This is a genomic window from Pseudomonas sp. dw_358, from assembly GCF_018449655.1.
In the GTDB taxonomy this organism is placed as follows: Bacteria; Pseudomonadota; Gammaproteobacteria; order Pseudomonadales; family Pseudomonadaceae; genus Aquipseudomonas.
The window spans coordinates 44,052-55,932 of the sequence record NZ_JAAVUX010000027.1 but is presented as its reverse complement, the minus strand read 5'-3'; the positions used below and the strand labels follow the sequence as shown (position 1 = coordinate 55,932).

Annotated in this window: 11 protein-coding genes; 5 read left to right on the top strand and 6 right to left on the bottom strand. The window is 63.2% G+C overall.

Annotation, left to right across the window (positions count from 1 at the left end; translation table 11 throughout):
* Positions 1–128 precede the first annotated feature (128 nt).
* A complete protein-coding gene (gene msrB / locus HB675_RS24995) occupies positions 129–647 on the top strand; it encodes a peptide-methionine (R)-S-oxide reductase MsrB (protein ID WP_213881843.1) in 519 nt (172 codons plus the stop codon).
* 43 nt (positions 648–690) lie between these two features.
* Here msrB and HB675_RS24990 read toward each other — a convergent pair whose 3' ends face one another.
* From HB675_RS24990 to HB675_RS24980, 3 genes are all read right to left on the bottom strand, one after another.
* Positions 691–3,138 (bottom strand): TonB-dependent receptor, encoded by a 2,448-nt coding sequence (locus HB675_RS24990; protein ID WP_213881842.1) that lies wholly within the window; start codon positions 3,136–3,138, stop codon positions 691–693.
* Between the two features lie 421 nt (positions 3,139–3,559).
* Entirely contained in the window at positions 3,560–4,861 is a 1,302-nt protein-coding gene (locus HB675_RS24985) for a sugar MFS transporter (protein WP_213881841.1), read from the bottom strand.
* Positions 4,862–5,269: 408 nt separating this feature from the next.
* Complete coding sequence (locus HB675_RS24980) at positions 5,270–6,043, bottom strand: ParA family protein (RefSeq protein ID WP_213881840.1); 774 nt, start codon at positions 6,041–6,043, stop codon at positions 5,270–5,272.
* Between the two features lie 199 nt (positions 6,044–6,242).
* Between HB675_RS24980 and HB675_RS24975 the strand changes: the two genes are divergently transcribed.
* Entirely contained in the window at positions 6,243–6,455 is a 213-nt protein-coding gene (locus HB675_RS24975) for a hypothetical protein (RefSeq protein WP_213881839.1), read from the top strand.
* Here the strand turns inward: HB675_RS24975 and HB675_RS24970 are convergent.
* Positions 6,413–7,357: a GlxA family transcriptional regulator gene (locus HB675_RS24970; protein WP_213881838.1), complete on the bottom strand. Its 945-nt coding sequence runs from the start codon at positions 7,355–7,357 to the stop codon at positions 6,413–6,415. The genes HB675_RS24975 and HB675_RS24970 overlap by 43 nt on opposite strands.
* A 179-nt stretch (positions 7,358–7,536) precedes the next feature.
* On the opposite strand from HB675_RS24970, the gene HB675_RS24965 reads away from it, so the two are divergent.
* Together HB675_RS24965 and HB675_RS24960 are read left to right on the top strand one after the other, a co-directional pair.
* The gene (locus HB675_RS24965; protein ID WP_213881837.1) at positions 7,537–8,151 is read left to right on the top strand and encodes a TetR/AcrR family transcriptional regulator; all 615 of its coding nucleotides are present in this window, start codon (positions 7,537–7,539) and stop codon (positions 8,149–8,151) included.
* A gap of 25 nt (positions 8,152–8,176) precedes the next feature.
* On the top strand, positions 8,177–8,854 hold the full coding sequence (locus HB675_RS24960) for a type 1 glutamine amidotransferase domain-containing protein (RefSeq protein WP_213881836.1): 678 nt from the start codon (positions 8,177–8,179) through the stop codon (positions 8,852–8,854).
* 76 nt (positions 8,855–8,930) lie between these two features.
* On the opposite strand, the gene HB675_RS24955 is transcribed toward HB675_RS24960, so the two are convergent.
* Positions 8,931–9,266, bottom strand: a complete 336-nt coding sequence (locus HB675_RS24955) for a helix-turn-helix domain-containing protein (protein ID WP_213881835.1) — start codon at positions 9,264–9,266, stop codon at positions 8,931–8,933.
* A 50-nt stretch (positions 9,267–9,316) separates the two neighbouring features.
* On the opposite strand from HB675_RS24955, the gene HB675_RS24950 reads away from it, so the two are divergent.
* Positions 9,317–10,408, top strand: coding sequence for an NADH:flavin oxidoreductase/NADH oxidase (locus HB675_RS24950; protein WP_213881834.1), 1,092 nt, complete (start codon positions 9,317–9,319; stop codon positions 10,406–10,408).
* A gap of 115 nt (positions 10,409–10,523) precedes the next feature.
* Here HB675_RS24950 and HB675_RS24945 read toward each other — a convergent pair whose 3' ends face one another.
* On the bottom strand, positions 10,524–11,681 hold the full coding sequence (locus tag HB675_RS24945) for a GGDEF domain-containing protein (RefSeq protein ID WP_213881833.1): 1,158 nt from the start codon (positions 11,679–11,681) through the stop codon (positions 10,524–10,526).
* Positions 11,682–11,881 lie beyond the last annotated feature (200 nt).

Here is an 11,881-nt window from a genome sequence, read left to right as displayed (position 1 = left end):
CTTCTACAGGAGGCAGGAACGCATCAATCACACCTATCACAAATCGTTTAACCCCCCGTGAGGACTCGGCGACCGACGCTCCCCTAATCTGCAAGCCATGGCAGTCACGCACGTTTGAGGAGATCAGCATGTTTTCACGGCGCAATTTTCTGGTAGGCAGCTTGTTCGTGGGCGGCGGCCTCGGTGTGGCGGCGCTGACCACTGGCATACCGACGGCCTTTTCGGCCACCCCGTTGACGGACGACCCCACCCAGACCTTCCCGGTGGCCCATACCGAGGCCGAGTGGCATGCAATCCTTAACCCGCAGCAGTTCAAGGTCCTGCGCGAACAGGACACCGAGCGACCGTTCACCAGCCCACTGAACGACGAGCACCGTAATGGCACCTTTGCCTGCGCCGGCTGCAATCAGCCGGCCTTTGCCTCGGCGACCAAGTTCGACAGCCATACCGGCTGGCCGAGCTTTTGGGCGCCAATGGAGAATGCCGTGGGCATTCATCAGGACCGCTCGTTCGGGATGCTGCGCCAGGAGGTGCATTGCTCGCGCTGCGGCGGGCACTTGGGGCATGTGTTTGACGATGGGCCCAAGCCCACCGGTCTGCGCTATTGCATGAATGGTGTGGCGATGACGTTCACCGCTCAGGGCTGAAAAGGGTGAGCCCCCCATGGCCGGGCCATGAGGGGTGTGGTTGTCAGAAATCGTACGCGACCTTGGTGTACCACGACCCGCCACCGGGGTAGAACGGCGGGTTGCCGTACGGCGCCAGGCCGAGGCTGCTGTAGACCGCGTTCTTGTCCGGGCGTACATCCAGGATGTTGGAACCGCCCAGGCTCACCGTCAGGTGATCGAAGAAGGTGTAGGACACGTCCAGGTCAGTGATCCATTTGGCGCCGAAACTGCGGTCGCCCGAGGGGTTGACCGCCAGAGTCGACACCGAGCCATAACGGGTGGTGGTGAGGTTGGAGTTCCAGTTACCGACCTTCCAGTTGGCGCCGAGGATCCATTTGGTCTTGGGCGTGGCGTCGGTGAGGTCGCCTTCGCGGTTGCGGCCCACCAGCACCACCCCGGAACTGGCTAGGGAGGCGGGGGTGTCCTTGGCGTCCTGGATGGTGGTCTTGTTGTAGTTGAAGCCCAGGCTCCAGCGCACGTCGCCATATTGAGCAAATGGCGTGGTGTGGTCGGCCACCACGTCCAGCCCACGGGTGCGGGTGTCGAAGGCGTTGGTGTAGTAGTCGACCCAGGTGCCGGCGGCCACGCCCTGGGAGGCGAGGATGCTGTTGACCACGCCGTTGCCGTTGTCATAGATGGCGCTGGTCAGGGCGATGCGGTTCTGGATGTCCACCAGGTAGGCGTCGGCGGTGACGGCGGTCAATGGGTCGGGTTGCCAGGTCAGGCCAAGCCCTGCGTTCTGTGATTTCTCCGGTTTCAGGGCGCTGCCGCCCAGGGCTTTGGCCAGGCTGCTGTCGGCGGCGGTGAGGCGGGTGGTGGCCGGCACCACGTTGCCGTTGGCGTCGGTGTTCACTCGGCTGTCGGTGGTGGTGTAGCCGCCTTGGGTCAGGGACGGTGCGCGCACGCCGGTGCCCAAGGTGCCACGCACGGCCACGGTGTCGGTCAGCTTGTAGCGGCTGTTGAATTTCAGGCCCAGCTTGTCCCCCGAATAATCATCGAAGTGTTCCACACGCGCGGCCACGTCGGCGTACCAGCGGCTGGTCAGGTCAAAGCCCAGGTCCAGGTAGGTCGCGTAGGTGTTGCGGATGAGGTCGACTTCGTCCTGGGGCCGGATGATCACCGAGGCTTGCGCCCCGACCGCCGCAGGGTAGCTGCCGGCTTCGTAGGAGTCGGCCTCGCCGGCGAACGTGCTGAAACGCTCCCATTTGTGCTCGACCCCGGTGGACACGGTCACCGGCACGCCCAGGTTGAAGGGGTTTTCGAAGCGCCGGGTGAAGTCCAGGTTGTTGACCCACTGGTCCGAGCGGAAGGTGGCCAGGTTGCCGAAGTGGGTGGGCGAGGCGTCACCCAGTGACGGGTTGAGGTTCAGGTCGCTGGAGTAGTGCAGGGTGTCGCGGCCATAGCTGGTGCTCAGGTCATAACCCCAGCCGGCGACCTCGCCCTTGCCGCCGAAGACGAATTGGTAGTCGGTGTCCTTGAGGTTGTTGAGGGGGTAGTAGCCGTTCGGATAGATGTCGGGCACCGAGGCGGTGCCGTTGGGGAACCGGTAGTAGTTCTGGATGACGGCCTTGCGCTGGCCGTAGGTGCCGAAGGAGTAGAGCGTCACGTCGTTCAACGGCAGTTCGGCGTTGTAGCCCAGGTTGAAAGCCTTGAGCTCGGGGTCGCCGTTCTTGATCGCCACTCGGTCCCAGGACGCTTGCTTGATCGGGTCGTTGTAGGCTTTGACGGTGCTGTCGGCCTTGCCGTCCCATGAGGCGTAATCGCGTTTGCGGGCGTCGGCCGACAGGTGCAGGAAACCGCCGTCGCCGAGCTTGAAACCTTCATCGGCGGCGATCTTCTTGGTCGCACCCTGGCCTGAAAACAGCTTGCCGTAGCTGCTCTCGACATGGCCGCCGGAGTCCTGGGACTTGAGCACGATATTGACCACGCCGGCCACCGCGTCCGAGCCGTAGCGGGCGGCAGCAGCGTCCTTGAGCACCTCGATATGGTCCACGGAGCTGACCGGGATCATGTCGATGTCCACCACGTTGGCGCCGCTGTTGTCGATCGAACCACTCTGGATCGCCGCGCCGTCATGTCGGCGTTTGCCGTTGACCAGCACCAGGGTGTATTCCGGGCCCAACCCGCGAAAGCTCAGGGGGCGGGTGGTGGAGTTGTAGCCGGCGATGTTGCTGCCGAAGTTGAACGAAGGCAGCAGCTTGGCGATGGCTTCCGACAACTCGGCGCGGCCGGTGCGGGTCAGCGCTTCATTGCTGATGATGTCGATGGGCGCGGAGCTGTCGGTGATCGTGCGTTGCTGGGCACGTGCGGCGGTGGCACTGGTGGTGACCGTGACCGTCTTGAGCTGTGGATCGGCGCTGGTGCTGCTGTCGTCGGCATGAGCCAATCCGGCGCTGGCCAGGAGCACGGCGGTGGCCAGGGTCGACAGCGGGAAGGCCCGGGCAGGCCTGGACAAGTGGGTGAGTGGCATGGCGGGCGATATCCATTGAATCTGGTACTGGCCCGTGGTGTGGGTACAGGTTCCATTCCTGAAAATAGGGGTGATGACGGCAACCGTGCCGTCGTGCTGAAGGATCCTATTTGCATAACAAATGAAACGGAAAGTCTATTTTGGAATAAGTTTATTATCACTTTCAGGTATATTAATTCATTTCAAAATGACTGGATCAGATGTTGGCTTTCGCCCTCGGTCGGGCCGCCAGAGCAGCCAGGGGCCTTGGGCAACGGATGACCCGACTGGCCTTCGAGCACGAAGTTGGCGCGTTGCCGGACTACGGTATCGCGCAGCGCCTGGTAAATCCGGCTGCTGGCGCAGCTGGCCGGTGACCGGGAGCAATTGAAGTGGTGCTGTCCCCGGGACGCCTGGCGCGCGCCGGGGGCAACAGGGTGGGTCAGGCGACCGCTGGGCGGCGTGCGTACCAGCCGTAGGAGGCAATGATCGCGTAGCACACGGCCGGCACGGCCAGCGACAGGCTCAGGGTGCTCAGGTCCGCCGCAAACCCGGTCAGCGGTGGCACGATGGCGCCGCCGACGATGGCACAGCAGATCAGTCCCGAGCCTTGCGCGGCGCGCTTGCCCAGACCTTCACAGGCCAGGGAGAAGATGGTGGGGAACATCACCGAGTTGAACAGCCCGATGGCCAGAATCGACCACCCGGCTACAGCGCCGTGGTTGTTCGCTGCGCTGCCGATCAGCACGATGGCGATCAGGGCCGCGCAGGCCAGCACCTTGCCCGGTGCGAAGGCGCGCAGCAAGGCCGCACCGATGAAGCGCCCGACCATGGCACCGCCCCAGTAGAAAGCCACGTGCTTGCCGGCCAGCTGTGCGTCGAAGCCGAAGGTGGTCGGCTGTTCGAGAAAGTTGGTCAGCAGGCTGCCGATGGACACTTCCGCGCCCACGTAGCAGAAGATGCAGGCGGCGCCGAAGGCAAAGCGCGGCTGCTTGAGCAGGCTCAATGCCGACAGCGGGCTGGTGCGCTCGGTGACGGCATCGTTGGCGTTGGCGCTGGTGCCCGGCATGTGCTTGCGTTGCTGCCAGACCAGCACGGCGACGACGATCAGCGCCACGGCAATGCCGGCGTAGGTGTTGCTGATGACCTTGGCTTCTTCGGCCAGGTAGCTGGCCAGCGCCGAGCCGCTCAGGGTGGCGGGATCGACGTGGCTCAGCGAACCGAGAATCAGCATGGCGCCCAGGTAGGGGGCGATGGTGGTGCCCAGGGAGTTGAACGCCTGGGCGAAGGTCACCCGGCTGTGGGCCGTGTTCGGTGCCCCCAGCAGCGAGATCAGTGGGTTGGCCACCACCTGGACCACGGTCACGCCGATGGCCAGCACGAACAGCGCGATCAGGAAGGCACCGAACAGGCCCGCCAGCGCGGCGGGGATGAACAGCAGGCAGCCCACTGCCATGGTCAACAGGCCGACGGAGGCGGCGCGCATGTAGCCGATGCGGTTGATCAGCTGTGCGGCCGGGATCGAAATGATCGCGTAGGCGAGGAAGAACGCTGACTGCACCAGCATGGCCTGGGCGTAGCTGAGGCTGAAGAGGCTTTTGAGTTTCGGGATGAGGATGTCATTCAGGCTGGTCAGACCGCCGAAAATGAAAAACAACGCGAAAACGAACAAGCTTAAACGTTGGACGTTGGCGATACCTGGAGGGGATTGTTCTTGTGTTGCTGCAACGGTGCTATCCGTCATGGCCGCGTCCTGTGTTCTCTGGGAATGGTTTTGTTTTGTGATCAACGCCGAGACGACCGGCGCCGACATTCACATGCCTGAGCCGGAACATCTTGAGATGAACTGAAAGCCTGCGTGCATGAAAGTTCACCCGCCAAGATGAAGAAATGGCTCTAACTCGCGGTTTTTGGCAGTGCTAGGGATTGGGTGACCGGATGAGACGGCGGTTTTTGGTTTGAAGACACGAAAAAAAGTGGCTTAGTGCCAGTGTGGAAGCTCGATGGACCATACCCTTGCGAACAGGCTGTCCAGGTCACAAGCCTGAGGGTGACTCTGCAGGACCGAGCTGCTCGGGAAGAACAGTGCACGGTGCCTGTTCCCGAGCAAGCTCGGTCCTGCAGGAAAAGCCCGGCGCGGTGATCGTTGTGCTCAACTCGCCCGCTCGAGACTCGTCAGCAAATCCACAAACTGCATCGACAGCTTGTGCCGCGGCGCCAGATGAATCAGCGGCGTGCACACTTCGTGGGACTCCCTGACCTTCACCGTGCTGCCCAGATACACCGGGAGCACCGGTACGCCTTCGGCCAGCAGTTGGTCGATCAGGTGCTGGTGCAGGTGGGTGCGCTCGACGAACTGGTTGACCACCACCCCTTCGATGACCAGCGACTCGTTGTGGTCGGCCTGCAGTTCGTTGACGTTGGCTATCACGCTGTACAGCGCCTGCCGGGAAAAGGTGTCGCAGTCGAAGGGGATCAAGACTCGGTCGGCTGCGATCAAGGCGCTGAACGAGTAGAAGTTCAGGGCGGGAGGGGTGTCGATGTAGATCCGCTCATAGTCTTCGGAGAGTTCCACCATCAGCCGCCGCAGCTTGTTGATCTTGAACTTGGCCTCCAGCCGCGACTGCAACTGCGCCAGTTCCGGGCTGGCCGTGATCAGGTGCAGGTTGTCAAAGCGGGTAGGGGTGACATTAACCCGGCTTTTCTTGCTGCCCGACGTGCTGGCCAAGGTCTGTTTGAAGAAATCGGCGATGCCCACCGGCGCCTCGTCCGGGGCCAGGCCGGTGAGGTAGTGGGTCGAATTGCCCTGTGAGTCGAGGTCCACCAGCAGCGTTCGGTAGCCCTCGGCGGCACTGACAGCGGCAAGGTTGCAAGCGATGGTCGATTTGCCGACCCCGCCTTTCTGGTTGAACACGACACGACGCATGAGAAGGACAGACCGCTGGAAAAGGGCGGGCACCATAGCAGTCAAATATGACAGTTTTGCTATCGGCCGGATTTATTTCAGAAATCGGATTCGATACTTGCGGTCTGCATGAAACCCTTGATCCAGAGCCTTGCGGCGACTTTCCAATGCACCAAAACCGAGCTACTCTTGCGCACCAAAATCGAACACGGATGAGAAGATGGACGTCAAGATCGAAGTCAATGGCCAGGGCAATGGGTGCAAAGTGTGGCTAGGCGAGAGCGCGGTGTCGTTTCAGAACCTCGACGACGCCCAGGCCTATGTGGCCAAACTGCAAGAGCGCATCCGGGCCACGCCGGTCTCCTTCGTCCCCGATGCGCCGTCCGGCGCTCAGGGCGACAGCGCATTGAAAAAGACCTTCTGCAACGCCTGAGGCGGCTGCCCGAACGCCCTCAGGAACGCCTGACGCAAGCGCTCGCGATCACCGAAGCCGGTCTCCCGGGCAATCACTTCGATGGGGTGGCGGCTGGTCTCCATCAAGGCCCGCGCAGCTTCGACCCGCAACGCTTCGATCGCCTTGGCCGGGGTCTGCCCGGTTTCCTCGCGAAACACCCGGCTGAACTGCCGTGGGCTGAGCCGTGCGACCGCCGCCAGGGCTTCGACGGACAGGTCTTCGCGCAGGTTTTCCCGGGCGTAGGCCAAGGCCAGTTGCACGCGATCGGATTTGGGGTCCAGTTCCAGCAAGGTCGACAGTTGCGACTGTTCGCTGCCCCGGCGCTGGGCAATCACCAGTTTGCGCGCCACCTGCCGGGCGAGGTCGTGGCCCAGGTCGTTTTCCACCATGGCCAGCGCCAGGTCCACGCCGGCGCTCATGCCCGCCCCGGTCCATACCTGACCGTCGACCACGAACAGCTTGTCCTCTTCCAGCTCGATCTCGGGGTAGCGTTTGCGAAACGCCGGCGCATGCAGCCAGTGGGTGGTCACTCGCCGTCCTTCGAGCAGCCCGGCGTCAGCCAGCACGAAAACCCCCATGCACAGCGACACCACTCGCCGTGACTGCGCGGCGGCCGCACGTACGAGGTCCAGCAGGCTGGCCTCCGGCAAGCGGAACTCCAGGTAACCACTGACGATGGTCGAGTCGTAACCTTCCGGGCGCAAGGTGGTGGTGTTGACCGAAAAGCCCTGGGAGGACATCACCGCGCCGCCCGTTTCCGAGACCAGATGAAACCCATAGGCCTGCTCGCCACGCAGCAGGTTGGCGCACTCGAACACCGAGCCGATGGACAAAGCCAGGGATTGGAAACCGGGGTAAACGATCAGCGCGACGCTGTGCATGGGGGACTCCGCTTGCAATGCCCGCGATTGTCGGCGTTGCCGGGTAGGCTGGCAACGATCTTGTCGTCGGCCGGGCCATGGCCGGAATCCTTGCGGATACGACATTGTGGCAGTCGGCTGTGGCTCCTACCATTCACTTCAACGCACTAGACGACTGGTCTACTGGCAGGAGAGGCAGGATGGTCACCCACGACAGCAAGCACGCCAGACAACACATCCTCGCCGTCGCCCAGCAGATCGTCGGCAGGAAAGGTTTTTCCGCCGTAGGCCTAAATGAGGTGCTGCAGGCGGCGCAAGTGCCTAAAGGTTCGTTCTACCACTACTTCAGCTCCAAGGACGCGTTCGGTCAGGCGCTGCTGGAGGATTATTTCGAAAGCTACTCGGCCGATATGCAGCAGCTGTTCAGCAGCGATCAGCCGGAAAGCCGCAAGTTGCTCCTGTATTGGCAAAACTGGATCGCCAGCCAGACCGCCCCCGGCGACTGTGGCAAATGCCTGGCGGTCAAACTCGGCGCCGAAGTCGCGGACCTGTCTGAAGCCATGCGCCAGGCCCTTGAGCAAGGCACCTCACGGATCATCGCTTGCCTGGCGGCGGCGTTGGCCCGGGGCCAGGCACAGGGCAGCTTGAACCTCGATCAGCCGCCAGAGCCTCTGGCCGCGCAACTCTATGCCCTGTGGTTGGGCGCCAGTGTGATGGCCAAGATTTCCCGTACCGATACACCGCTTCACGAAGCCTTGGCGCTGACCCGTCAAGTGCTGGGCAGCGCGACTGCCACCCTTCAAATCAATGCTTGACCCAGACAGCCCAGAGGAAACAGCAATGAAAATATTGATGGTATTGACCTCCCACGACCAACTCGGCGACACCGGCCGCAAGACCGGTTTCTGGCTCGAAGAATTCGCCGCGCCGTATTACGCCTTCAAGGATGCCGGCGCCGACGTGGTGCTGGCCTCGCCGAAAGGTGGCCAGCCGCCGCTGGACCCCAAGAGCGATGAGCCGGACTTCCAGACCGCACTGACCCAGCGCTTCAAGGCCGACCCCGCCGCGCAGCAGGCGTTGGCCAGCACCGTGAAACTGGACAGCGTCAAGTCTGAACATTTCGACACCGTGTTCTACCCCGGTGGCCACGGCCCGCTGTGGGACCTGGCAGAGTCCAAGGTGTCCATTGCGCTGATCGAAGCCTTCGAGCGGGCCGGCAAGCCCATCGCCTTCGTCTGCCACGCGCCGGGCGTGCTGCGTCATGTCAAGGCTGCCGATGGCCAGCCGTTGGTCAAGGGGCGCCGCGTCAGTGGTTTCACCAACGCCGAAGAGGCGGGCGTGGGCCTGACCGATGTGGTGCCGTTCCTGGTCGAGGACGAGTTCCTGGCATTGGGTGCCCTCTACGAGAAAGGCCCGGACTGGCAACCGTTCGTGGTCGAAGACGGCCTGCTGATCACCGGGCAGAATCCGGCCAGCTCGGAGCCGGTGGCCCACGCGCTGCTCAAGCGCCTGGCGTGACCTGACCCCGCGATCTATGCCCTCGTGACAGTTGCTGTTCACTCATTCGAGGACGGTGTTGATCAGGAAGCAAGCGTCACTGCTGCGCCAGGACGGCACTCAGCAAGCCGGGAAAGCGGCTGTCCAGCACTTCCCGGCGCAACGAATTCATGTGCGTGGTGCCCACGCTGCGGGTGTGCACCAGGCCGGCATCGCGCAACACCCGAAAGTGATGGGACATGCTGGACTTGGGCCGGCCGCCGTCCAGTTCGCCGCACGTGGCTTCGGCGACGTCGGCCAGGCAGCGGACGATTTCCAGGCGCACAGGGTCGCTCAACGCATAAAGCAGGCGTTCAAGGCTGAAGTCGTCAGGGTCAGGATGAAGAAAGTTTCGCATACCGCGAATGATAACAAGGCTTTCGCTGATTACCATAGTTCGATTAAGATCGAACAATATTTTACGGTCATCACTGGAGTGCTCTTATGTCGGCCCTGTTCCAACCCTACACCCTCAAAGACGTGACCTTGCGCAACCGCATCGCCATTCCGCCGATGTGCCAATACCTCGCCGACGACGGCGTGGTCAACGACTGGCACCACGTGCACCTGGCCAGCATGGCCCGTGGCGGTGCCGGGCTGGTGGTGGTGGAAGCCACGGCGGTCGCCCCCGAGGGCCGTATCACCCCGGGCTGCGCCGGGATCTGGAACGATGCCCAGGCCCAGGCCTTTGTGCCCATGGTCAAGGCCATCAAGGCCGCCGGTTCCGTGCCGGGTATCCAGATTGCCCATGCCGGGCGCAAGGCCAGCGCCAACCGTCCCTGGGAAGGCGACGACCACATGGCCGCCTCCGACCCGCGCCACTGGGAAACCCTGGCACCGTCGGCCATCGCGTTCGGTGCCAACCTGCCCCAGGTGCCCCGTGCCATGAGCCTGGACGACATCGCCCGGGTCAAGCAGAACTTCGTCGATGCGGCGCGTCGGGCCCTTGAGGCCGGTTTCGAGTGGATCGAGCTGCATTTCGCCCACGGCTACCTGGCCCAGAGCTTTTTCTCCGAACACAGCAACCAGCGCACCGATGCCTACGGTGGCAGCTTCGATAACCGCAGCCGTTTCCTCCTGGAGACCCTGGCCGCCGTGCGCGAAGTCTGGCCCGAGCATCTGCCGCTGACCGCACGCTTTGGTGTGATCGAATACGACGGTCGTGATGAACAGACCTTGGCCGAGTCCATCGAGCTGGCGCGTCGCTTCAAGGCGGGCGGCCTGGACCTGCTGAGTGTCAGCGTCGGCTTCACCATCCCGGACACCAACATCCCGTGGGGGCCTGCGTTCATGGGCCCGATTGCCGAGCAGGTACGCCGCGAAGCCGGCCTGCCGGTGACGTCGGCCTGGGGCTTCGGCACCCCGCAATTGGCTGAAGACGCGGTCAAGTCCGGACAGCTGGACCTGGTCTCCGTGGGCCGCGCCCACCTGGCCGACCCGCACTGGACCTATTTCGCTGCCAAAGAGCTGGGCGTGGACAGAGCCTCGTGGACCTTGCCGGCGCCTTACGCTCACTGGCTTGAGCGGTATCGCTGAAGGCCGGATTCAAGCCTGAGGCCCAGCCTGTGCGCGATTCCAGGGTTGCCTGCGATGGCATCACTGCGCAATAGCGGCGGACCGGGTCGCAGCATCAGCCCTGCGGGTTCGGGTTTCAGGTCCCCAGGGTGTGATCCACCAGGCGCACGCTGTTGCGCCCGCCGCGCTTGGATTCATACAGTGCCGCGTCACCTCGTTCGAGCAGGTCCGCCAGGCTCTCTGGTGGCTGGTCGAACAGGTTCGCACCGACGCTCAAGGTCACCGCCTGCGGGGTCTCGAAGGCCTCGGCAGCGGCTTGGTGAAACTGCTCGCGCAGTGCGGTGCTCAAGGCGACGATGCGCTCGCTTGAGGCATTGCTCAACAAGATCACGAACTCGTCCCCACCCAAACGCGCCGCCAGCGCGCCTTCTGGCAGCCGCGCGCGGATGATTTCACTGAGCGCCACCAGAACCCGGTCCCCGGCCGAGTGGCCGTGCAGGTCGTTGACCGACTTGAAGTGGTCGATATCAATCAACAGCAAGGCGCCGGGTCGCGCGCTGGACACCTCCTCAAGCAGGCGCTGGGCGCGGTTTTCCAGTTCGCGGCGGTTGTACAGGGCGGTCAGCGGATCGCGGGCCGCCAGCCGGGCGATCTGCTGTTCACGCCGGTAGCGTTCGGTGCCGGTCATGGACAGGGCAATCAACATGATCGCCATGGACCCTTCGATCAACGATACCTGAATGATCTCGCCGCGAAAGGCCGTCAGGTCGATCAAACTGCCCGGCAACAGCGCCGGCAGCGTCTTGGCCATATAAAACAGCCCATGGGCCAGCAACACATAGCGCAATTGCACCGCGCCCACGCTCAGCGAGCGACCATGGGGCCGCAGCAGCAGGCTTGCCCTGAGGGTCAGCAGCGCCACCAGCAGCGAGTTGATCACCAGCAGGGTTCTGGACCAAGGCACGGGGCCCGGCAACAGCAACATTGTCAGCCACACCGCGAACACCAGGTACCAGGCCCGGGACAGCCGCGTCAGGGTGAACCGCGCCACGCCCCGCAGAAACAGCCAATGGGCGGTGACCAGCAGGCCGTTGGCAAACCAGATACCGATAAACAGCAGGCCGTTGCTGCGCAGCAGTGCCAGCAAGGAGCCGATGCTGATGGTGGCAAAGCCCGCACTCCAGCACAGCAACGGGGCTCCGCGCACGCTGCGCCACTCGACGGCCAGGTACAGCGCTGCTGCGGCCGCCAGGGCAATGGTGAGGATCAGCAGCGTAGGAGGGTCAAGCGCCATGGTCGGAGGGGTCTTCGCAGGTCAGTCAAAAACGCGATTGTAAGCGCCCGTTTGATTTTTTCGCAGCTGCCGCCGATCTTTAATCCATGTCGCTGTCCAAATAGCCACTGAAAAGCCGTGACCCGATGATCGGCTGAGTGTAAAAGTTCTGCCGCTACCATCTTGCGCGACTGGGGGTCGTTCTGGAACATCTTACCCGT

Bases quoted from the DNA above. Each gene is read 5' to 3' on its own strand.
- HB675_RS24985 (WP_213881841.1), bottom strand. From the start codon at position 4,861: ATGACGGATAGCACCGTTGCAGCAACACAAGAACAATCCCCTCCAGGT.
- HB675_RS24980 (WP_213881840.1), bottom strand. From the start codon at position 6,043: ATGCGTCGTGTCGTGTTCAACCAGAAAGGCGGGGTCGGCAAATCGACC.
- HB675_RS24990 (WP_213881842.1), bottom strand. From the start codon at position 3,138: ATGCCACTCACCCACTTGTCCAGGCCTGCCCGGGCCTTCCCGCTGTCG.
- HB675_RS24955 (WP_213881835.1), bottom strand. From the start codon at position 9,266: ATGGTAATCAGCGAAAGCCTTGTTATCATTCGCGGTATGCGAAACTTT.
- HB675_RS24945 (WP_213881833.1), bottom strand. From the start codon at position 11,681: ATGGCGCTTGACCCTCCTACGCTGCTGATCCTCACCATTGCCCTGGCG.
- HB675_RS24965 (WP_213881837.1), top strand. From the start codon at position 7,537: ATGGTCACCCACGACAGCAAGCACGCCAGACAACACATCCTCGCCGTC.
- HB675_RS24960 (WP_213881836.1), top strand. From the start codon at position 8,177: ATGAAAATATTGATGGTATTGACCTCCCACGACCAACTCGGCGACACC.
- msrB (WP_213881843.1), top strand. From the start codon at position 129: ATGTTTTCACGGCGCAATTTTCTGGTAGGCAGCTTGTTCGTGGGCGGC.
- HB675_RS24975 (WP_213881839.1), top strand. From the start codon at position 6,243: ATGGACGTCAAGATCGAAGTCAATGGCCAGGGCAATGGGTGCAAAGTG.
- HB675_RS24970 (WP_213881838.1), bottom strand. From the start codon at position 7,357: ATGCACAGCGTCGCGCTGATCGTTTACCCCGGTTTCCAATCCCTGGCT.
- HB675_RS24950 (WP_213881834.1), top strand. From the start codon at position 9,317: ATGTCGGCCCTGTTCCAACCCTACACCCTCAAAGACGTGACCTTGCGC.